Source organism: Mesorhizobium sp. P2_H9, from assembly GCF_056403215.1.
In genome coordinates this window covers 189,804-210,186 of the sequence record NZ_JBFUFX010000011.1, presented here as the reverse complement: position 1 = coordinate 210,186, position 20,383 = coordinate 189,804, and the positions used below count along the sequence as shown (strand labels likewise).

Annotated in this window: 18 protein-coding genes; 14 read left to right on the top strand and 4 right to left on the bottom strand. The window is 62.4% G+C overall.

The window, feature by feature from the left end:
* The first annotated feature begins 73 nt into the window (after positions 1-73).
* Together AC1DXN_RS22145 and AC1DXN_RS22140 are read left to right on the top strand one after the other, a co-directional pair.
* A complete protein-coding gene (locus tag AC1DXN_RS22145) occupies positions 74-1,558 on the top strand; it encodes a DegQ family serine endoprotease (protein WP_477246658.1) in 1,485 nt (494 codons plus the stop codon).
* 51 nt (positions 1,559-1,609) lie between these two features.
* Positions 1,610-2,920, top strand: a complete 1,311-nt coding sequence (locus AC1DXN_RS22140; RefSeq protein WP_477246659.1) for a replication-associated recombination protein A — start codon at positions 1,610-1,612, stop codon at positions 2,918-2,920.
* Positions 2,921-2,929: 9 nt separating this feature from the next.
* Here the strand turns inward: AC1DXN_RS22140 and AC1DXN_RS22135 are convergent, their stop codons facing one another.
* A complete protein-coding gene (locus AC1DXN_RS22135) occupies positions 2,930-3,337 on the bottom strand; it encodes a cupin domain-containing protein (protein WP_477246661.1) in 408 nt (135 codons plus the stop codon).
* 101 nt (positions 3,338-3,438) lie between these two features.
* Here AC1DXN_RS22135 and AC1DXN_RS22130 point away from each other — a divergent pair, with 101 nt between their 5' ends.
* The 9 genes from AC1DXN_RS22130 (at position 3,439) to AC1DXN_RS22090 (ending at position 12,878) form a co-directional block, all read left to right on the top strand.
* On the top strand, positions 3,439-4,332 hold the full coding sequence (locus tag AC1DXN_RS22130; RefSeq protein ID WP_477275975.1) for a LysR family transcriptional regulator: 894 nt from the start codon (positions 3,439-3,441) through the stop codon (positions 4,330-4,332).
* Between the two features lie 157 nt (positions 4,333-4,489).
* Positions 4,490-5,320 carry an aspartyl/asparaginyl beta-hydroxylase domain-containing protein gene (locus AC1DXN_RS22125; protein WP_477275976.1) on the top strand — a complete coding sequence of 277 codons (831 nt, stop codon included), beginning with the start codon at positions 4,490-4,492 and terminating at the stop codon, positions 5,318-5,320.
* 146 nt (positions 5,321-5,466) lie between these two features.
* The gene (locus AC1DXN_RS22120) at positions 5,467-6,450 is read left to right on the top strand and encodes a helix-turn-helix domain-containing protein (RefSeq protein ID WP_477275978.1); all 984 of its coding nucleotides are present in this window, start codon (positions 5,467-5,469) and stop codon (positions 6,448-6,450) included.
* 140 nt (positions 6,451-6,590) lie between these two features.
* Positions 6,591-8,108, top strand: a complete 1,518-nt coding sequence (gene adh, locus AC1DXN_RS22115; protein WP_477246668.1) for an aldehyde dehydrogenase — start codon at positions 6,591-6,593, stop codon at positions 8,106-8,108.
* 78 nt (positions 8,109-8,186) lie between these two features.
* Positions 8,187-8,552, top strand: coding sequence for a DUF779 domain-containing protein (locus AC1DXN_RS22110; RefSeq protein ID WP_477275980.1), 366 nt, complete (start codon positions 8,187-8,189; stop codon positions 8,550-8,552).
* 32 nt (positions 8,553-8,584) lie between these two features.
* Positions 8,585-8,959: a fluoride efflux transporter CrcB gene (crcB, locus tag AC1DXN_RS22105; protein WP_477246672.1), complete on the top strand. Its 375-nt coding sequence runs from the start codon at positions 8,585-8,587 to the stop codon at positions 8,957-8,959.
* 39 nt (positions 8,960-8,998) lie between these two features.
* Positions 8,999-9,979, top strand: a complete 981-nt coding sequence (locus tag AC1DXN_RS22100; RefSeq protein WP_477246674.1) for an RluA family pseudouridine synthase — start codon at positions 8,999-9,001, stop codon at positions 9,977-9,979.
* Between the two features lie 32 nt (positions 9,980-10,011).
* Positions 10,012-10,803, top strand: coding sequence for an ATP12 family chaperone protein (locus AC1DXN_RS22095; RefSeq protein ID WP_477275982.1), 792 nt, complete (start codon positions 10,012-10,014; stop codon positions 10,801-10,803).
* A gap of 188 nt (positions 10,804-10,991) precedes the next feature.
* Entirely contained in the window at positions 10,992-12,878 is a 1,887-nt protein-coding gene (locus AC1DXN_RS22090; protein WP_477275984.1) for an MFS transporter, read from the top strand.
* An 82-nt stretch (positions 12,879-12,960) separates the two neighbouring features.
* On the opposite strand, the gene AC1DXN_RS22085 is transcribed toward AC1DXN_RS22090, so the two are convergent.
* Positions 12,961-13,158, bottom strand: a complete 198-nt coding sequence (locus AC1DXN_RS22085) for a DUF2735 domain-containing protein (protein ID WP_477275986.1) — start codon at positions 13,156-13,158, stop codon at positions 12,961-12,963.
* Positions 13,159-13,476: 318 nt separating this feature from the next.
* On the opposite strand from AC1DXN_RS22085, the gene AC1DXN_RS22080 reads away from it, so the two are divergent.
* Positions 13,477-14,517, top strand: a complete 1,041-nt coding sequence (locus AC1DXN_RS22080; RefSeq protein WP_477275988.1) for a glutamine synthetase beta-grasp domain-containing protein — start codon at positions 13,477-13,479, stop codon at positions 14,515-14,517.
* 124 nt (positions 14,518-14,641) lie between these two features.
* Here the strand turns inward: AC1DXN_RS22080 and glnA are convergent, their stop codons facing one another.
* Positions 14,642-16,051, bottom strand: a complete 1,410-nt coding sequence (gene glnA, locus AC1DXN_RS22075) for a type I glutamate--ammonia ligase (RefSeq protein ID WP_258601625.1) — start codon at positions 16,049-16,051, stop codon at positions 14,642-14,644.
* A 76-nt stretch (positions 16,052-16,127) separates the two neighbouring features.
* The gene (locus tag AC1DXN_RS22070) at positions 16,128-16,466 is read right to left on the bottom strand and encodes a P-II family nitrogen regulator (protein WP_006205430.1); all 339 of its coding nucleotides are present in this window, start codon (positions 16,464-16,466) and stop codon (positions 16,128-16,130) included.
* Between the two features lie 370 nt (positions 16,467-16,836).
* Between AC1DXN_RS22070 and AC1DXN_RS22065 the strand changes: the two genes are divergently transcribed.
* Both AC1DXN_RS22065 and AC1DXN_RS22060 read left to right on the top strand, forming a co-directional pair.
* Positions 16,837-18,363 (top strand): NAD(P)H-hydrate dehydratase, encoded by a 1,527-nt coding sequence (locus AC1DXN_RS22065; protein WP_477275990.1) that lies wholly within the window; start codon positions 16,837-16,839, stop codon positions 18,361-18,363.
* The gene (locus tag AC1DXN_RS22060; protein ID WP_477275992.1) at positions 18,360-20,360 is read left to right on the top strand and encodes a hypothetical protein; all 2,001 of its coding nucleotides are present in this window, start codon (positions 18,360-18,362) and stop codon (positions 20,358-20,360) included. The genes AC1DXN_RS22065 and AC1DXN_RS22060 overlap by 4 nt, the downstream gene beginning before the upstream one ends.
* The last annotated feature ends 23 nt before the right edge of the window (positions 20,361-20,383 follow it).

The window sequence follows — 20,383 nt, the reverse complement described above, 5'->3', positions numbered from 1 at the left end:
CGGATTTCAGCGGCTTAGCCTTTTATTTTGCACAATCGTCGGGACAGATGGCGCCCGACTTGGAGGATTCGGAATGCGCTTCAAACGGTTGTCCCTTGTTCTGCTCTGCGCCGTGATGGCGCTGGTGCCGGCGGCGAGGCAGGCGTTGGCCGAAGACGCCGCCAAGACGGATCCGGGCCTCTCCGATGTGCTGACCGACCTGCTGCACGGCGTCGAGGGCGAAAATTCCACCTCCGGTCCCGACAAGCGCGTGCCGTTCGGCCGCGAAGAGGTGCAGCTGTCCTTCGCGCCGCTGGTCAAGCAGACGGCACCGGCGGTGGTCAATGTCTATGCCTCGCAGACGGCCAAAGTGACGTCGCCTTTCGAAGGCGATCCTTTCTTCGAGGAGTTCTTCGGCCGGGCGCAGCCACGCGCACAGTCCTCACTGGGCTCTGGCGTGCTGGTCGATCCCAGTGGTGTCATCGTCACCAACTACCACGTCATCAAGGACGCCGACGAGGTCAAGGTGGCGACCGCGGACGGACGCGAATTCACCTCGAAGGTCATGCTCAAGGACGAGACGCTCGATCTTGCCGTGCTCAAGATCACCTCGGACAAGCCGTTTCCGGTGATAGCCATCGGTGATTCCGACGCGCTCGAGGTTGGCGATCTATTGCTGGCCATCGGCAATCCGTTCGGCGTCGGCCAGACCACCACCAGCGGCATCGTTTCAGCACTTGCCCGCAGCCATATCGGCGTTTCGGATTCGGGCTACTTCATCCAGACAGACGCCGCCATCAATCCCGGCAATTCCGGCGGCGCGCTGATCAACATGGGCGGCCAGCTGGTCGGCATCAACACGGCGATCTATAGCCGCAGCGGCGGCTCGATCGGCATCGGCTTTGCCATTCCTTCCAACATGGTGCGCGCCTTCGCCGACGCGGCCAAGGCCGGGCTCGATTTCTTCGAGCGGCCCTATATCGGCGCGGAATTCGAGGCAGTGACGCCGCAGATCGCCGAATCGCTCGCCATGGAGAAGCCGACCGGCGCGCTGGTTTCTTCGGTTGAAGAGGCCGGGCCGGCGGCCAAGGCAGGGCTGAAGCCCGGCGACGTCGTGCTGCAGCTCAACGGCACGCCTGTCGAGAGCATCGAGGCGCTGGATTACCGGATGGCGACGCTGTCGATCGGCACCAAGGCCAGCTTCGCGGTGCTGAGCAAGGGCCAGCAGGCGACGATGGACATCGCGCTGGAGCGCGCGCCGGAAGGCGCCAAGGCCTCGGAAGTGACGCTGCATGGCCGCAGCCCGTTCTCCGGCGCCAAGGTCGCGGAATTGTCGCCCCGGCTTGCCCAGCGGCTTGGCCTGCGCACGGACCTCAAGGGCGTCACCGTGGTCGACATCAACCGCGATTCGCCCGCCGCCGATTTTGGCTTCCAGCCAGGCGACATCGTGCGTGAAGTGAACGGCACCACCGTCGACACGGCAGCAACGCTGGCGCAGCTCGCCCAGCAGGATACGCGCTGGTGGCGCTTTACCGTCGAGCGCGGCGGGCAGATACTGCGCCAGGTGTTGCGTTACTGAGTTCGATCTCCGGCATTTCCGAAGAGGTCGCGCTCCAACCAAAAGAACTGCATGGCCGATCTGTTCAGCGTCGATGAACCGGAAAAGGCGCCGCCCGGGCGGCCGCTGGCCGACCGGCTGCGCCCGAAAAACCTTGGCGAGGTCGTCGGCCAGGAGCATCTGACCGGACCCGACGGTGCGCTGACACGGTTGATCGGGTCTGGCTCGCTCGGCTCGATGATTTTCTGGGGCCCGCCCGGCACCGGCAAGACCACGGTCGCCCGGCTGCTTGCCGGTGAGACCAGCCTTGCTTTTGAGCAGATATCGGCGGTTTTTTCCGGCGTTGCCGACCTGAAGAAGGTGTTCGAGGCGGCAAAGCTGCGCCGCTCCAATGGCCGCCAGACGCTGCTGTTCGTCGACGAGATCCATCGCTTCAACCGCGCCCAGCAGGATTCTTTTCTCCCCGTCATGGAGGACGGGACCGTCGTGCTGGTTGGCGCGACAACGGAAAACCCGTCCTTTGAGCTGAACGCCGCTCTGCTGTCTCGGGCGCGGGTGCTGGTCTTCCATTCGCTTGGCGAGGAGAGCATCGCAAAGCTCCTGGCGCGGGCTGAAGAGACCGAGGGCAGGGCGCTGCCGCTCGACGACGAGGCGAGGGCGATGCTGGTCCGCATGAGCGACGGCGACGGCCGTGCATCGCTGACGCTGGCCGAGGAAGTCTGGCGCGCCGCCAAGCCCGGCGAGGTGTTCGGTGCCGAGGGGCTGCAGCGCATCGTCCAGCGCCGCGCGCCGATCTACGACAAGGGCCAGGACGGCCACTACAATCTGATCTCGGCGCTGCACAAATCGGTGCGCGGTTCCGACCCCGACGCAGCGCTTTACTACCTGGCACGCATGTTCGATGCCGGCGAGGATCCGCTCTATCTCGGCCGCCGGCTGGTGCGCATGGCGATGGAGGATATCGGCCTCGCCGATCCGCAGGCGCTGGTCATCGCCAACGCCGCCAAGGACGCCTATGACTATCTGGGTTCGCCCGAGGGCGAACTGGCCTTCGCCGAGGCCACCGTCTATCTCGCCACGGCGCCGAAATCCAACGCCGTCTACACTGCCTTCAAGGCAGCCACGCAGGCTGCCAAGGAATTCGGCTCGCTGCTGCCGCCGAAGCACATCCTCAACGCGCCGACCAAGCTGATGAAAGAGGAAGATTACGGCTCGGGCTACCGCTATGACCATGACGAGCCCGACGCGTTTTCCGGGCAGGACTACTTTCCGGAAAAGATGGGACGGCAGACCTTCTACGATCCGCCGGAGCGCGGTTTTGAGCGCGATATCAGGAAGCGGCTGGACTATTGGGCAAAGCTGCGCGCCGAGCGAGCAAGGTAGGCTGCTTAGCTAGGCCGGGTCGGCAAACGGGGTATCCGCATCGCTGACGTAGAACAGAACCATGCGTGCCACCTGCCGCGCGTCCAGATTCCGCCCAGTCATCTTGACCAGGGGTGGTTCGACAAAAATCTCGCCAGCCTTGACCGTAACCGCTTCTTGCCCATCCAGTTCCAAGGTGAACGCTCCCTCCAGCATGTAGACCGTCACCGGAAATCGATGTGAATGATAAGGTGTGCGATCACCGGGTTCGAGCGTTGCCAGAAGCACGCGGATTTCCTGGTCGCGTGCGGTGGGTAGTGCCGCCGTTACCTGGCGGTGCAGCACTCTCAGCTTGGCGGCGCCGGTTTCCTGCGCCGAAGTGGTTATGCCGACCGTCAGGCCGGAGATCGCCGAGCTGACGTCCATGATCTTGTGCATTGTCGTTCTCCATTTCACCAGACGGCCGAGTTTAATCTGGGCCCTGCGCGTGCGGCAGCGGCAAGGTTGCGGAGCGAGCGTGCAAGGATGCATAACAGGCGATGTTCGATTGGAGCGACCTTCGCTATTTTCTGGCCGTGGCGCGCCATGGCAGCACGCTTGCCGCATCAAGGGCGCTCGGCGTGAACCAGTCGACGGTGCATCGGCGTATTGCCGAACTCGAGCGGCGCATTGGCGGTACGCTTATGTTGCGCCACCCCAGCGGTTACCGATTGACAGAGTTCGGCGAGGTGCTGCTTCCAACGGCCGAGGCCGTGGAGGCGTCCGTCATTGCACTCGAACGCCGGATCCTTGCCTATCGCAGCGATCTGGTCGGAACCATTCGGCTGACGGTACCCGAACCGCTTGTTTCACGCATCATGGGTTCGCCGCTGCTCGACCTGTTTCATGCGCGCTATCCAGCGTTGCGCATCGAATTCGTGATGAGCGACCGCTATCTTGACCTGTCGAAGGGCGAGGCCGATATCGCGCTCAGGTCCGGCGAGGCCGACGACGAAACCCTGGTCGGCCGAAAGATCGCCGACTCCGTCTGGGCCGTCTATGGAAGCCGCAACTATGTCCAGCAGCACGGTGCGCCGCAACGCATCGAGGATATCGGCCGTCACGCGATCGTCGGATTTGATGGCATGTTGGCCAATCACCGGGCGGCAAAATGGCTCGCAACCATAGCGCCAGGCGCCAATGTCGCGGCGAGCAACAACAGCGTGCTCGGTGTCCTGCATGCCGTCAAGTCGGGTATCGGTATTGCTCCGTTGCCGACGACCATCGCCGATATGCATGAGGATCTGGTTCGTATCCTGCCGCCGGTGCCGGAACTTGCAAGGGGCTGGTACCTACTGACCCATCCAGAGCTTCGGCAAACGCCACGCATCCGCGCTTTCTTCGATTTCGTCGTCGAGAAGCTGGACGTGGTCCGTCCAATCCTGATGGGCTGACGGACGAACTGGTCTGCCGGCGGTTAGCCGAGGCAGCACGATCAGCGTTGTGCGAGGAACCAAAAAATCTTATCAAGGCGCACGACCGGGCGGTGGTCGCTGCCAAGACCTCTGGCGAATCATTCGGAACAGGAATCGCGCCCGGCGCGAACAAAAAATGACAAAAACGCTTCGCAAATCCCTTCGCCAGCTGGTCATAGCGGTGCCGCTGCTGGCGCTCGGCTTCTACTTCATTCCGATCCTGACCACGATCTGGATCGTCTGTGGCCTAATCGACGTGCTGCGAAACGCCAACAAGGATTTGTCGCTGTTTCGCGGCTATTTCCTTGGCAACGGTATCTTCACCTGGCTGCTATCGCCCTTCAACCTTCTGGTCGACCTGCTTTGCTACAGGAACCCGGGCGTGTGGAAGCTGGAGCAGTTTCCTGAGGGCTACCAGCGCGAGGTCAACGAGGTTCTCGACGTCTTCAAGGCGCGCAAGGACGAGATCATTGCCGATATCGACGCCAATTTCGGCACCGGCCGGCGCGGCATGTATGTCTATCAATGGTACGGCAAGCACCAGATCGACAATGTCGCCGAGTTCAACAAGGATTTCAAATACATCAAGACGATTGCCGTATCGGTTTTCAGGGGACAGGAATCGACCTCCTGGCATTTCGGGCCGCTGCGGCTCAGCCTGCGCATTCTCTACAATCTGATCCCGGTGAAGGCCGAGGTTTTCGTCGAGTGCAACAACGTCAAGAACTACTGGCACGACAATCCACTGTACATTTTCGACGACACGCTGCTGCACCGCTCGGTCAACGAATATGATGGACGCCGTTATTGCGTGTTCATGGACATCATCCGGCCGTCGCCATTTCCGGGCCTGATCTCAGCCCTTCTGGCCATCGTTTCGGTCAGCGTCGAGCGCATCAATTCCATGTTCTACAAGAACTGGAAGATGATCGGCTCAAGCAAGGCGAAGAAGGTCGAGACGACCTGAACCTGACTGCAGGCGACATTGCTCTGAAGGCGAATAGGCTGCACTGCGCATCTCGGTTGCCCTTGAACCATTGTCTTATAGCGACATCGGCCACCGATCCCGTAGAACGCGGTGATGCGAGCACGGCGCCAGGGGATTGAAGCGCCATGCTCCGGGAGGATGAGGTGAGCGGACAGCCGGCCCATCATGCCGATGTCGTGCAGGCAGCGATCGCCACCAGCGATGCCGCCCGCTCGGCATTGATCGCTTCCTGGAGGCGCTCGCTTACATTGCATCGGCTCGACCCAGCCGAGCGCAAGGCGCCGAGACGTCTGACCGAAAGCGAGCTCAGGCAGGCGCGGCAGCGCATGGAGCCACTGCTGCGCGCCGCGGATGCAAGCCTCGATCGGCTCTATCTGGCGGTTGGAGGCATCGGCTGCTGCGTGATGCTTGCCGATCGCGAAGGCATTCCGCTAGAGCGCCGGGGTGCTTCCGCGGATGACGATACGTTCGACGAATGGGGTCTTTGGACCGGCACGGTGTGGAGTGAGGACAGCGAAGGCACCAACGGGATCGGTACCTGCCTTGCCGATCAGCGCGCCCTCACCATTCACCGCGACCAGCACTTCTTCTCGCGCAACACGCTGCTGAGCTGCACGACGGCGCCGATCTATGATCACGAGGGCAATCTGGCGGCTGCGCTCGATGTGTCATCTTGCCGGTCGGATTTGACCGAAGACTTCGTCAACCTGATCGCCATGGCGGTGGGTGAGGCCGCTCGCCGCATCGAGGCGGAGAATTTTCGCCTGGCTTTTTCAAGCGCCCGCATCCTGCTGGCACCGGTGGGCGAGCGCAGCGCCAGCGCGCTGATCGCCGTCGATGCCGACGATCTCGTGGTCGGTGCGACCCGCTCGGCGCGACAGGCTCTCGGCATCACGCAACAAACGCTGACCAGGGGATTGCCGGCCGCCGATGTCCTCGGCGACTGCGCGAAAGCCACCGAAGAGCTGGACGAGGCAGAGCGCGGTGTGGTCCAGCGCGCGCTCGCCCGCGCCGAAGGCAACGTCTCGGCCGCCGCACACAATCTCGGTATTTCCCGCGCCACGCTGCATCGAAAACTGGCGCGATTCGGCATTCGCCGCACGCATTGAGTTTTCGAACCCGAACCTGTCGCAGAACTGCGACAGTCGGCGCCGGCGACTGCCTGGCCGGGGCTGACAAGCGAGCCGCCATCCGCCAACTCTTCCTCATCACGTGCCGCATCCCGCGGCCGTTTCATGGGAGGAAGACAATGAACAAGGTTGAATTTTCTCGCACCGCCAAGATCCCCTTCGCCAAGCGCTACGACAACTTCATCGGCGGCAAATGGGTCGCGCCGAAATCCGGCAAGTACTTCGAGAACATCTCGCCGGTAAACGGCCAGCCGCTGGGCGAAATTGCCCGCTCCGACGCCAGCGATATCGAGGCTGCACTCGACGCTGCGCACAAGGCCAAGGATGCCTGGGGCAAGACAAGTGCCGCCGCCCGCGCGCTGATCCTCAACCGGATCGCCGATCGCATGGAGGACAATCTCGACCTCCTGGCGCTGGCCGAAACCTGGGACAATGGCAAGCCGATCCGCGAAACGACTGCTGCCGATCTGCCGCTCGCCATCGATCATTTCCGCTATTTCGCCGGGGCGGTGCGCGCCCAGGAGGGCGGCATTTCGGAAATCGACCACGACACCGTCGCCTACCACTTCCATGAGCCGCTCGGCGTCGTTGGCCTGATCATCCCGTGGAATTTCCCACTGCTGATGGCGGTGTGGAAGCTGGCTCCGGCGCTCGCCGCCGGCAACTGCGTCGTCCTGAAGCCGGCCGAACAGACGCCGGCGACCATCATGCTGTGGGCGGACCTGGTCGGTGACCTGTTGCCGGATGGCGTGCTCAACATCGTCAACGGCTTCGGCCTCGAAGCCGGCAAGCCGCTGGCCTCGTCGAACCGTATCGCCAAGATCGCCTTCACCGGCGAGACCACGACCGGCCGGCTGATCTCGCAATATGCCAGCCAGAATCTCATCCCGGTGACGCTCGAACTCGGCGGCAAGTCGCCCAACATCTTCTTCCAGGACGTGACATCGGAAGACGACGATTTCTTCGACAAGGCGATCGAGGGTTTTGTGATGTTCGCGCTCAACCAGGGCGAGGTCTGCACCTGTCCCAGCCGGGCGCTGGTGCATGAGAAGATCTACGACAAGTTCATGGAAAAGGCACTGAAGCGCGTCGAAGCGATCGTCCAGGGCGATCCGCTGGATCCGGCAACGATGATCGGTGCGCAGGCGTCGAGCGAACAGCTGGAGAAGATACTGAGCTACTTCGACATCGGCCGGAAAGAGGGGGCCGAGGTGCTGATCGGCGGCGAGCAGAACCATCTGCCGGGTGACCTTGCCGGCGGCTACTACGTCAAGCCGACCGTGTTCAAGGGCCACAACAAGATGCGTGTCTTCCAGGAGGAGATTTTTGGGCCGGTGGTTTCGGTGACGACCTTCAAGGACGACGACGAGGCTCTGTCGATCGCCAACGACACTCTCTACGGCCTCGGTGCCGGCATCTGGAGCCGTGACGCCAATCGCTGCTACCGCTTCGGCCGCGCCATCCAGGCCGGCCGCGTGTGGACCAACTGCTATCACGCCTATCCCGCGCATGCGGCATTTGGCGGCTACAAGCAGTCGGGCATCGGCCGCGAGACCCACAAGATGATGCTCGACCACTATCAGCAGACCAAGAACATGCTGGTCAGCTACAGCCCGAAGAAGCTCGGCTTCTTCTGATCGCCCGCAAAGGCGCACGATCAGGCGGTGCGGCCCACAGGCCGCGCCGCCGTACCGGCTTCCCGGGAGGATTTTTTGATGCTCGACAAGGTGTCCAAGGAAAAGGTTTCCGCAACGCCCGAAGCAGTGGCGTTTTTGGCCGAGATCATCGCCGATCACGGTCCGGTGCTGTTTCACCAGTCCGGTGGCTGTTGCGACGGCTCGTCGCCCATGTGCTATCCGCAAGGCGACTTCATCGTCGGCGACAATGACGTCATGCTGGGCGAGATCGGTGAGACGCCGGTCTATATCAGCGGCTCGCAATACGAAGTGTGGAAGCACACGGATCTCATCATCGACGTCGTGCCGGGCAGGGGTGGCATGTTCTCGCTCGACAATGGGCGCGAGAGACGGTTTTTGACGCGTTCCACGGTCTGTGTTGTCCCGGCAAACAATCGGGATTGACCGAACCGCCCTTGTGAGGGCAGTAAACTTCCATGTTCAATCTGCTTCTCGTTGTCGTCGGCGGTGGTATCGGCGCCGGCATTCGCCATCTCACCAACATGGGCGCACTGCGCCTTGCCGGGCCGAACTTCCCGTGGGGCACGATGGCGATCAATATTGTCGGCTCCTTTGCGATGGGCCTGTTCATCGCAGTGCTGGCGCGGCGCGGCGGATCGAATGAACTCAGGCTGTTCGTGGCCACCGGCATTCTTGGCGGCTTCACCACCTTCTCGGCCTTTTCGCTCGATTTCGCGACGCTGTGGGAGCGCGGCGCCACGCTGCCGGCATTCGGATATGCCCTTGCCAGTGTTATTGGCGCCATTATCGCCCTGTTTCTGGGACTTTGGCTCGCAAGAACCGTTTCATAGTGCTATTGCCGCGCTTCGAAATGGATAAGCGAAAAAAACATGGCAGGCGTTGAACAGATCACGGTGGAGGCCGGCGAGGCGGGCATGCGGCTCGATCGCTGGTTCAAGACCCATTTCCCGGGCCTTGGCTTCGGCCATCTGCAGAAGCTCTTGCGCTCCGGCCAGATCCGCGTCGATGGCGGCCGGGTGAAGGCCGATACGCGTGTCGAGCCGGGCCAGATGGTTCGTGTGCCGCCGCTGGAAGTGGACAAGAAAGGCGAGAGCGCGCTCACCGGTCACTCGATCCGCAACCAGGGCGACGCCGATGTGCTCGCCAAGATGCTGATCCATGAGGATCCAAAAGTCTTCGTCTTCAACAAGCCGGCGGGTCTGGCCGTGCAGGGCGGCTCCGGCGTTACCCGCAATGTCGACGACATGCTGGAGGCCTGGCGCAACCAGAAGGGCGAGAAGCCGCGCCTGGTGCACCGGCTCGACCGCGACACGTCAGGCGTGCTGGTCGTCGCCCGCACAAGACTGGCCGCCATGAAGCTTGCCGAAGCGTTCCGCGCCCGCGAGACCAAGAAGACCTACTGGGCGCTGGTCAAGGGCGTGCCGCCGAAGCGCGAGGACAAGATCTCGACCTGGCTGATCAAGGAGCCGACGCCGGACGGCGACCGGGTGCGCGTCGCCAAGCATGGCGAAAAGGGCGCTGATCACGCCGTGTCCTACTACCGTGTCATCGAGCAGGCTGCCCAGACGATGACCTGGCTGGAGATGGAGCCCTACACCGGCCGTACTCACCAGCTTCGTGTCCATGCCGCCTACATCGGCTGCCCGATCATCGGCGACCCCAAATATTTCGAGGCCGACACCAATTGGGACTTTCCGGGCGGCATGCAGAACCGCCTGCACCTGCATGCGCGCCGCATCATCATTCCGCACCCGGACAAGGGTGTCATCGATGTCACCGCGCCGATGCCGCCGCATATGCGCCAGAGCTGGAACCTGATCGGCTTCGACGACGCCAGTGCTGAGGATTAGGCGGCGCTACAGCAACACAACAGGACGTCAGCATGCGCGATATCCTCAACGACCTCGAAGCGGGAAAGCAGCTTTCCGACCCGGATCCGGTGCGCCGTGCCCAGATCCAGATGAAGACGCATCTGCCGAAACGCTTCTACAAAGCAGTGTCGATCGCACCGGTTGAGGATGGATTTGCCGTTCATCTCGACGGCAAGCCGGTACGCACGCCAGGCAAGGCGCTGCTGGCGCTGCCGACCGAAAAGGCGGCCAGCCTGGTCGCCGAGGAATTCGCCGCGCAAGGCGAAACCATCAACCCGGTGACGATGCCTGTGCTGCGGCTGGTCAATACGGCCATCGACGGCGTCGCCAGCGACCCGCAGGCGGTGCTGGAGGACATATTGCGCTTCGCCTCATCCGACCTTCTCTGCTACCGGGCCGACGCGCCGCAAGGGCTCGTCGACCGGCAGAACCAGCATTGGGACCCGCTGATCGACTGGGCGCGCGGCACGCTTGGCGCCCGCTTCAACCTCGCCGAGGGAATCATCCATGTCGAACAGCCGCGCGAGAGCATCGCCGTGCTCGGTATTCATCTTGCCCAGCGTGCCGAGCCGCTGCGGCTGGCCGCCATCCATGTCATGACCTCGCTGACAGGTTCGGCACTGCTGGCGCTGGCCGTCGATTTCGGCGAGCTCGACGGCGATGCGGCCTGGGCGGCCGGCCATGTCGACGAGGACTGGCAGATCGAGCAGTGGGGCCAGGATGCCGAGGCTATGGCGCGCCGCTCGGCCCGCAACCGCGACATGATGGCCGCCGTGAGCCTTCTCGAAGCGCTCAAAGGCTGACACCAATTCTCCATCGATTTCGCACTGCACATTAGACCAAAGTCATAATCCCAAAGGCTCTCTGCCTTTCCCGGGTGCTTTCTGTCATTTCTTGCGCCGATGGCAGCACCTGAGTCCGCGCTCGGAGGAGAACGCGGACGAGGACGTGCAGCCTCGAAGAGGACGGGATCTCACGGGAGGACATATCAATGGCAATGGCATCGACCGCCGGCAGAGCAAGCGGCGGCATGACGCGGGAAGAGAAGAAAGTCATCTTCGCTTCCTCGCTCGGCACCGTTTTCGAATGGTACGATTTCTATCTCTACGGTTCGCTGGCCGCCTTCATCGGCGCCACTTTCTTCAGCCAGTATCCGGAAGCGACGCGCAACATCTTCGCGCTGCTGGCTTTCGCCGCAGGCTTCCTGGTGCGCCCGTTCGGCGCGCTGGTGTTCGGCCGTATCGGCGATCTCGTCGGCCGCAAATACACCTTTCTTGTCACCATCCTGATCATGGGCAGTTCGACGTTCCTGGTCGGCCTGCTTCCCGGTTCGGCGAGCTGGGGCATCGCGGCGCCCATCATCCTGGTTGGGCTTCGCATGCTGCAGGGCCTGGCTCTCGGCGGCGAATATGGCGGTGCGGCAACCTATGTCGCCGAGCACGCGCCCGACGACCGCCGTGGCTTCTACACCTCGTGGATTCAGACGACGGCAACGCTCGGACTGTTCCTGTCACTGCTGATCATCCTCGGCGTTCAGGCGATGTTGAGCAAGGAAGACTTCGCCGCCTGGGGCTGGCGCATTCCGTTCCTCGTCTCGGTTATCCTGCTCGGCATATCGGTCTGGATTCGGCTGACGCTGAGTGAATCGCCAACCTTCCAGCGCATGAAAGACGAGGGCAAGGGTTCCAAGGCTCCGCTGACGGAAGCCTTCGGGCAGTGGAAGAATGCCAAGATTGCCATCCTGGCCCTTCTTGGCCTGACCGCCGGCCAGGCCGTGGTCTGGTATTCCGGCCAGTTCTACGCACTGTTCTTCCTGCAGAACGTGCTCAAGGTCGACCTGCAGACGGTCAACATCCTGATTGCCATCGCCTTAGGGCTCGGTTCCATCTTCTTTGTCGTCTTCGGCTGGCTCTCCGACAAGATCGGCCGCAAGCCGATCATCATGGCGGGGCTGGCTCTGGCGATCTTCACCTACTTCCCACTGTTCAAGGCATTGACCTGGGCGGCCAATCCGACGCTGGCAGCCGCGCAGCAGAACACGCGTGCGACGGTTACCGTGGCGCCCGGCGACTGCAAGTTCCAGTTCAATCCGGTCGGCACGGCCAAGTTCACCACGTCGTGTGACATCGCCACGTCGTTCCTGGCCAAGAGCTCGGTGCCGTATGACATCGTCACCAGCGCGGCGCCTGGGACCGCGGCAACGGTGAAGGTCGGCAATGAGACGGTCGAATCCTACGACGCCATCGCCGCCGGCGATCAGGCCAAGGCCAAGGACGGCGCCTTCACCAAGGCGGTCAACATGGCACTCAAGGATGGCGGCTATCCGCTGAAGCGCGCCGCTTCAAAGGTCGCCGATCAGAAGCTTGACGCCTTCGTCGCGGCCAATCCTGAACTGAAGCTCGATGCTGTCGCTATTCGCGCCGGCGAGAAGGCGACGGTTCCGGTCGCCCAGGCGGTCAAGGACAAGGTGCTGACGGCCGATGAAGCCGCTGGCGCCACCGACGTGACCGTCTACAGCATTCCAGCGTCCGGCGCGTTCGCCATGTTTGCCGACCCCGCGCAGGTCAACTGGACAAAGGTCGTCGGCATTCTGTTCATCCTGATCCTCTACGTGACCATGGTTTACGGACCGATCGCGGCGATCCTGGTCGAGATGTTCCCGACCCGCATCCGCTATACCGGCATGTCGCTGCCCTATCACATCGGCAATGGCTGGTTCGGCGGCCTGCTCCCGGCGACAGTCTTCGCCCTGAGCGCGGCCAAGGGCGACATCTACTATGGTCTCTGGTACCCGATCGTGATCGCGGCGATGACGCTGATCATCGGCATGATCTTCGTCAAAGATACGCTGGGAACCGACCTGCACGCCAAGCAGTAGTCGACAGCTCCAGAGACAAAGAAAAAGCCCGGCGCGAGCGATCGCGCCGGGCTTTCCGATTCATCGGAATCGAAGGAAGAGTTCAGCTCTTCCGATCGTGTTGCGCTTCCTCGATGGCGGCCTCGTGGTACCAGCCGCTGCCGAAATCTGAGAGATGATCGCGCATGGAGGCAAGCTCTGCCGCGAACTTAGCCTTTCCGCTTAAATTTGAGGCAGAAGGACGGGCTGCCACCGGGAACATCAGGATTTTGGCCGACGGACGGGCAGAAACGATTTCCATGGTCGGGCTCCTTTCTTTTGCCGAAGCTTGTCGATTCAGCTTTCCAGCAAGATAGGGCCTGCAATCCGTTTAGGCAAGATGCCTAAAGAAAGATCAGTATTTGCCTGTTATTTAAGCAGATTTGGCTTTTGATCGATCCCGGCGCATTGCTTAGACGGCTTGGCCGCATCGCCGGGATGAATGGGCACTTTTGACGCACCCCGCGCAGCGGAAATGGCACATGACTTGCATTTTATGGACCGGCAGCCGGCCTGCCGGATGGCTCGGCATGCGCCGGCGCTATCCAGCTTCGGTGATCAAGCAACGAGAGGCTCTAGAATGACGAAATACAAGCTCGAGTACATCTGGCTCGATGGATACACCCCGGTCCCCAATCTGCGCGGCAAGACCCAGATCAAGGAATTCGCCGAATTCCCGACGCTCGAGCAGCTGCCTCTGTGGGGCTTCGACGGCTCCTCGACCCAGCAGGCCGAAGGCCACAGCTCCGACTGCGTGCTGAAGCCGGTCGCGGTGTATCCGGACCCGGCCCGCACCAATGGCGTGCTGGTGATGTGCGAAGTCATGATGCCCGATGGCGTCACGCCGCATGCGTCCAACAAGCGCGCCACCATCCTCGATGACGAGGGCGCCTGGTTCGGCTTCGAACAGGAATATTTCTTCTACAAGGACGGCCGCCCGCTCGGCTTCCCCGAGAGCGGCTACCCCGCGCCCCAGGGTCCGTACTACACCGGCGTCGGCTACTCGAATGTCGGCTCCGTCGCCCGCCAGATCGTCGAGGAGCATCTCGACCAGTGCCTTGCGGCCGGCATCAACCACGAAGGCATCAACGCCGAAGTGGCCAAGGGCCAGTGGGAATTCCAGATTTTCGGCAAAGGCTCCAAGAAGGCCGCCGACCAGATGTGGATGGCCCGCTATCTGATGCAGCGCCTGACCGAGAAGTACGAAATCGACATCGAATACCACTGCAAGCCGCTCGGCGACACCGACTGGAACGGTTCGGGCATGCACGCCAACTTCTCGACCGCCTATATGCGCGAAGTCGGCGGCAAGGGGTATTTCGAAGCGCTGATGGCTGCCTTCGACAAGAACCTGATGGATCACATCGCCGTCTACGGCCCGGACAACGACAAGCGTCTGACCGGCAAGCACGAGACCGCGCCGTGGAACAAGTTCAGCTACGGCATCGCCGACCGCGGCGCCTCGATCCGCGTCCCGCACTCCTTCGTCAAGAACGACTACAAGGGCTATCTGGAAGACCGCCGTCCAAACTCGCAGGGTGACCCCTACCAGATCGCCTCGCAGATCCTGAAGACGATCGCCTCGGTGCCGGCCAGCGCGCAGGTTTCGGCGGCCGCGTAAGCATTCGACGCGGCGTAGATCTGAGTGTCTACGCCGTGGCCCGTTCTTCCCCCTATCAGCGGCTGATCAAAGAAAAACCCCGGCGTCTCCGCCGGGGTTTTTCTTTGTCGCTTAGGCGGTCCGCTCAGACCGAATAGTACATGTCGTATTCGACCGGATGCGGGGTCATTTCGAAGCGCATCACTTCGGCCATCTTGAGCTCGATATAGCTGTCGATCTGGTCGTCGTCGAAGACGCCGCCGGCTTTCAGGAAGCCGCGGTCCTTGTCGAGGCTCTGCAGGGCTTCGCGCAGCGAGCCGCAGACGGTCGGGATCTTCTTCAGCTCCTTCGGCGGCAGGTCGTAGAGATCCTTGTCCATCGGCTGTCCCGGGTGGATCTTGTTCTTGATGCCGTCGAGGCCGGCCATCAGCATGGCTGCAAAGGCGAGGTAGGGGTTCGCGCCCGGATCGGGGAAGCGGACCTCGACGCGCTTGGCCTTCGGCGACGAGCCGAACGGAATACGGCACGAGGCCGAGCGGTTGCGCGCGGAATAAGCCAGCAGCACCGGCGCTTCATAGCCTGGCACCAGGCGCTTGTAGGAGTTGGTCAGCGGGTTGGTGAAGGCATTGATCGCCTTGGCATGCTTGATGATACCGCCGATGTAGAACAGGCAGCTCTCCGACAGGCCGGCATATTCGTTGCCGGCGAAGGTCGGCTTGCCATTCTTCCAGATCGACTGGTGGACGTGCATGCCCGAGCCGTTGTCGCCGAAGATCGGCTTTGGCATGAAGGTGGCCGTCTTGCCATAGGCATTGGCAACCTGGTGGACGACGTATTTGTAGATCAGCATCTTGTCGGCGTTGCGCACCAGCGTGTCGAACTTGATGCCGAGCTCGTGCTGAGCGGCGGCGACTTCGTGATGGTGCTTTTCGACCCGCACGCCCATTTCGGCGAGCACGGTCAGCATCTCCGAGCGCATGTCCTGGGCGCTGTCGATCGGCGGCACCGGGAAATAGCCGCCCTTGATGCGCGGGCGGTGGCCAAGGTTGCCGGTCTCATAGTCGGTGTCGTCGTTGGACGGCAATTCGGTGGAGTCGAGCTTGAAGCCGGTGTTGTAGGGATCGGCCTTGTACTTGACGTCGTCGAAGACGAAGAACTCGGCTTCCGGGCCGACATAGATGGTGTCGCCGATGCCTTCAGCCTTCATGTAGGCCTCGGCCTTCTTGGCGGTGCCGCGCGGGTCGCGGTTGTAGGATTCGCCGGAAACCGGATCAAGGATGTCGCACAGGATGACCATGGTCGACTGCGCGAAGAACGGGTCCATGTGCACGGTATCAGGATCGGGCATCAGCACCATGTCGGACTCGTTGATCGCCTTCCAGCCGGCGATGGACGAGCCGTCGAACATCACGCCATCGGCGAACATGTCTTCCTCGACCTCGATGACATCCATCGTCACGTGCTGCAGCTTGCCCTTCGGATCGGTGAAGCGCAGATCGACGAACTTCACGTCGTTGTCCTTGATCTGCTTCATGATGTCTTTGGCTGTCGTCATGTCATTTCTTCCCTGTCTGATGACGTTTCGAGGAGTTATCGGAAATCAGATACCGAGATATCTGAAATCAGAAACCTCAGACGGCGTCCATCCCCGTTTCGCCAGTACGGATACGAACGACTTCCTCGATGTTGGAAACGAAGATCTTGCCGTCGCCGATGCGGCCGGTCTGGGCCGCCTTGCGGATGGCCTCGATCGCGCCTTCGACCGCGTCGTCGCCGAGCACGACTTCGATCTTCACCTTGGGCAGAAAGTCGACGACATATTCGGCGCCGCGATAGAGTTCGGTGTGGCCCTTCTGGCGACCGAAGCCCTTGGCCTCGGTCACGGTGATGCCCTGCAGTCCGGCCTCCTGAAGCGCTTCCTTCACTTCGTCGAGCTTGAACGGCTTGATGATCGCTTCGATCTTTTTCATGTAAAAAGTGGCCTCCACTGCCAGAAAGACGGGTTGTGCGCCCCGCTTGCGCCTCCATCAAGCACGAACTGTGCCAATTTCAGCTGAAACGAGGCGCTGTCACGCGATTTCAACGCCATACCACCCTGGGATGCACATTCACGTCATCCACTGCTTTGGATGCGGCACGGGTGTTTTGAGCCTACACATTGCCGGTCCTTGCGTCCGCACAAAAATTGGGCAGACCGCGCATTTTGCGGGCAGTTGCGGACTGCCCTGAAAGGATTGGCGGCTAACTGTACTGTTGTTCTCGCCGTTTGCTTCGAACCGAAAACTGGACAATGCTCGCCTGGGATGAGGGGAGACTGACCGAGATGCGGATCGGCAATCCATGAGCAACGAACTTCTGTCTCCGGCCGAAATGGCCGAGGCCGACCGGCTGGCAATTGCCACTGGGCCGCTCGATGGCATCGGCCTGATGCGGCGCGCCGGCGAGGCGGTCGCTGCCGTAGTGCTCGCGCATTATCCCCAGGCGAGCCGCGTGCATGTGCTGTGCGGCCCCGGCAACAATGGCGGCGACGGCTATGTCATTGCTCGCATCCTGGCAGCCAGTGGCGTCGACACGGCCATCTGGGCATCCGGTGCGCCAAGGCCGGGAACAGATGCCGCGCTTGCCGCGGCCGAATGTCCGATCAAACCTCGGCCCCTGTCGGAATTTGCCGCCGAGGTCGGCTCGATCGTGGTCGACGCGCTTTACGGAGCAGGGTTGTCCAAACCGCTGTCCGGCGAGGACGCCAGGGCGGTTGAAGTTGCGACAGAGCTAGGCCTGCCTGTCGTCGCCGTCGATTTGCCTTCAGGTGTTTCCGGCGAAAGCGGTGACATTCTTGGCCGGGCATTCCGGGCTCAGGTCACGGTGACGTTTGCGCGAAGAAAGCCGGGCCATCTGCTGTTGCCGGGACGCGAACGCTGCGGCCAAATCGTGCTCGCCGACATCGGCATTGGCGACGGGGTCATCGCGCAGCTCAAGTCGCAGACTTTCGAGAACAGGCCGGCGGTGTGGTTGAAGGAATTCCCGGTTCCGGCCATCGATGCCCACAAATACAAGCGTGGCCATGTCGGCGTCTTTTCCGGTGGACCGAGCGCGACGGGCGCTGCACGATTGTCGGCGATGGCCGCCGCCAGAAGCGGGGCAGGGGCGGTGACGGTGCTGTCGCCAGCCAATGCCATGCAGGTCAACGCCATGCATCTGACCTCGATCATGTTGCGCGAGGCCGATGCTATCGAGGACGTGCACGACTTTCTTGGCGATCGCCGGTCGTCTAGCTTCGTGCTTGGCCCGGGCTTTGGTGTCGGCGACAAAGCGCGCGATTTCGCCCTCGCCGTGCTTGCCCGAACACGGCGGGACGGCGGTGTCGAAGGGCTGGTGCTCGATGCCGACGGCATCACGTCCTTCCGCAACGCGAGCTCTACACTGTTCGAGGCAGCCAGCAGGCCGGATGCGCCAGCACTGATCATGACGCCGCATGAGGGTGAGTTCGGCCGACTGTTCCCCGAGATCACGGATGACAAAAGCCTGTCAAAACTCGCCAAGGCCCGCTCGGCAGCGGCGCGCGCCAATGCCACTGTCGTTTACAAGGGCGCCGACACGGTGATCGCGGCGCCAGACGGTCGAGCCGCGATCAACAGCAACGGCGCGCCCTGGCTCGCCACCGCCGGATCGGGGGACGTGCTGGCGGGCATTATTGCCGGGCTCCTGGCGCAAGGCATGCCAGCGTTCGAAGCGGCCTGCGCGGCGGTGTGGATCCATGCCGAGGCCGGCAGCCGGTTCGGGCCAGGCTTGATCGCCGAGGATCTGACGCTGGCGCTGCTGCCGGTGCTGCGCGAGCTTGTCGGCGGTGACGGTGGAGCTGTCGAATGAACCGCTGGCTCGCGCTGCTTGTCGCGCTCTTCGCTGCCGTCTTCATGGCGCATGCCGCTCGCGCCGAAGGCCCGGTGACCATCGTCGACGATCCCGCCGTTCTCACAGCACTGGACGCCAAGGGTTTTGGCTTCGCCGGCATTTTCGGCGTCGATGGCACCGGCGACCTGAAAACGCTCTACGACAAGGCGCCGGCCTATCATGCGATCACCGAAATGGTGGGCGCCGATATTGCCGCGCTGCGGGCTGAGATGAAGGCCGGCGGGCGGACGCGCTATGAGGTCACCGACGGCAATGTCGGCCGCATCATGGACATGCGCTGGCTGAAGACGGATGCCGCGCGCTTTCGTTTGGTCGGCGTCGTCAACCGGCTCGACCGGCGCGATTTCGCCGCGCTGAAGGGCGACAAGAGTTGCGGCGAGGTGCGTTTCATCTACCGCCTTGCCTACAGCTTCAAGAAAAGCGGCAAGGTTCTGGCCTCACGCCTGCCGTTCAATTTCAACGCCGTCTACAGTGTTGCACCCGATGCCGATGGCGGCTGCGTCGGCGTTGCCGGACGCTGGACACCGCAGCTCGACGAAAACGTCGATGCCGGCTGGCTGGCCGGTGGTCCGCTGGAACCGGAGGAACTCACCTTCAAGCAGCTTGAGCTTAACGCGCAAGTGGTGCGCTTTCCCTCGGGACAGGAGACCGAGTTCGGCGGGCAGGCGGCCTATCTCATGCGTATCTTCGGCATCGACGGCGAGACGGTCAGCGAGAAGCCGCTGGAAAACACGCCCGATGTGGCACGGCTTTCGGAAGATGCGGCGCTGAAGGCAAAGCTCGCCGCCTATGTCAGCGCCGATGTCGCGGCGGTCGATCTCGGCGTCTACGAAATCCCCGACGAATTTTTGGCGAAGAAGGTGATCTCTTGGTCGACCTTCGGCAGCGCCAGGCAGGCCAATCACCCCTTCACGCCGCTCTATCAGCCCGCGGATTTCGCCGGGCTCGACTATTCCACCTTGAAGCTGGTGCGCACACCGGAGGCATTGGTCGAGCGGCTGGACAATGGCGCCTGCCAGGGTTGCCATCAGGCCGGCTCCACCGCCGGCTTTCATTTCATCGGCCGCGACGACAAGACGACCTCGCCGCTCAACCGCATCGAGGTCGGCATCTCGCCGCATCTGCATGCTGAGATTCCGCGGCGCGAAGCCTGGCTGCGTGCCACGATCGACGGCAAGGAGCCGAACCGTTTTCGCCCACTGTCGTTTGCGCCACCGGCCGCATGGAAGGACGCCAGCGAGGTCGATTACGCGCCGGCCGGTATGGCGATGCCGTGCCTGATGCCGGAGGACGCAAAGCGCTTTGGCGCAACCTGGCAATGCGGCGGCGGCACCGTCTGCACGCCGCTGGCCACCGCGTCAGGCGTGCGGACCAAGCTGGCGCAATGCCTGCTGCCCAAGGACAGCAAGCAGATGTTTTCCGGCCATCCTTGCCTGACCGGCTCGATCGCCAGCGATGAGACGCAGCCTTTCAACGACCGCTACAAAATCACCGGTCAATTCGCGGCCTTCGCACCGGACGTTTCGCGCACCGCCTATACCTGCCGACCGCCGAAGATCGGCGTGCCGGCCGGCATCGCCTATCGCGGCTGCGACGACAAGGACCGCAGCTTCGCCGCCTTCAAGGCCGGCAAGCCGATGCCGAACGAGATTTGCGGGCTGGTCGGCGGCAAGAAGTTCGACACTTGCGTGGCGACCAACAATTTCGACCAGTGCCTCGGCGGTGCGGTCAATCGCGGCAACCGGCCGGCCTGCGATGCCGAGCATTTCTGCCGCGAGGATTATATGTGCCAGTCACTGCCGCCCGACACGCCCGGCATTTCAAAAGTGAAAGGCATCGGCTTCTGTTCGCCAACCTATTTCATTTTTCAGATGCGCATCGACAACCACGCGACACCGTGGGGCAGTGTCCGCCCGACCATGGGGGCAGGGTTCGGGGCGGCGGAAGAGGAATGAGTGTTCGATAGCTACCGCTGATT

What these genes read in the sequence shown, in the direction of transcription:
- AC1DXN_RS22145 (WP_477246658.1), top strand. Translation starts at nt 74, where the DNA reads ATGCGCTTCAAACGGTTGTCCCTTGTTCTGCTCTGCGCCGTGATGGCG.
- AC1DXN_RS22140 (WP_477246659.1), top strand. Translation starts at nt 1,610, where the DNA reads ATGGCCGATCTGTTCAGCGTCGATGAACCGGAAAAGGCGCCGCCCGGG.
- AC1DXN_RS22135 (WP_477246661.1), bottom strand. Translation starts at nt 3,337, where the DNA reads ATGCACAAGATCATGGACGTCAGCTCGGCGATCTCCGGCCTGACGGTC.
- AC1DXN_RS22130 (WP_477275975.1), top strand. Translation starts at nt 3,439, where the DNA reads ATGTTCGATTGGAGCGACCTTCGCTATTTTCTGGCCGTGGCGCGCCAT.
- AC1DXN_RS22125 (WP_477275976.1), top strand. Translation starts at nt 4,490, where the DNA reads ATGACAAAAACGCTTCGCAAATCCCTTCGCCAGCTGGTCATAGCGGTG.
- AC1DXN_RS22120 (WP_477275978.1), top strand. Translation starts at nt 5,467, where the DNA reads ATGCTCCGGGAGGATGAGGTGAGCGGACAGCCGGCCCATCATGCCGAT.
- adh (WP_477246668.1), top strand. Translation starts at nt 6,591, where the DNA reads ATGAACAAGGTTGAATTTTCTCGCACCGCCAAGATCCCCTTCGCCAAG.
- AC1DXN_RS22110 (WP_477275980.1), top strand. Translation starts at nt 8,187, where the DNA reads ATGCTCGACAAGGTGTCCAAGGAAAAGGTTTCCGCAACGCCCGAAGCA.
- crcB (WP_477246672.1), top strand. Translation starts at nt 8,585, where the DNA reads ATGTTCAATCTGCTTCTCGTTGTCGTCGGCGGTGGTATCGGCGCCGGC.
- AC1DXN_RS22100 (WP_477246674.1), top strand. Translation starts at nt 8,999, where the DNA reads ATGGCAGGCGTTGAACAGATCACGGTGGAGGCCGGCGAGGCGGGCATG.
- AC1DXN_RS22095 (WP_477275982.1), top strand. Translation starts at nt 10,012, where the DNA reads ATGCGCGATATCCTCAACGACCTCGAAGCGGGAAAGCAGCTTTCCGAC.
- AC1DXN_RS22090 (WP_477275984.1), top strand. Translation starts at nt 10,992, where the DNA reads ATGGCAATGGCATCGACCGCCGGCAGAGCAAGCGGCGGCATGACGCGG.
- AC1DXN_RS22085 (WP_477275986.1), bottom strand. Translation starts at nt 13,158, where the DNA reads ATGGAAATCGTTTCTGCCCGTCCGTCGGCCAAAATCCTGATGTTCCCG.
- AC1DXN_RS22080 (WP_477275988.1), top strand. Translation starts at nt 13,477, where the DNA reads ATGACGAAATACAAGCTCGAGTACATCTGGCTCGATGGATACACCCCG.
- glnA (WP_258601625.1), bottom strand. Translation starts at nt 16,051, where the DNA reads ATGACGACAGCCAAAGACATCATGAAGCAGATCAAGGACAACGACGTG.
- AC1DXN_RS22070 (WP_006205430.1), bottom strand. Translation starts at nt 16,466, where the DNA reads ATGAAAAAGATCGAAGCGATCATCAAGCCGTTCAAGCTCGACGAAGTG.
- AC1DXN_RS22065 (WP_477275990.1), top strand. Translation starts at nt 16,837, where the DNA reads ATGAGCAACGAACTTCTGTCTCCGGCCGAAATGGCCGAGGCCGACCGG.
- AC1DXN_RS22060 (WP_477275992.1), top strand. Translation starts at nt 18,360, where the DNA reads ATGAACCGCTGGCTCGCGCTGCTTGTCGCGCTCTTCGCTGCCGTCTTC.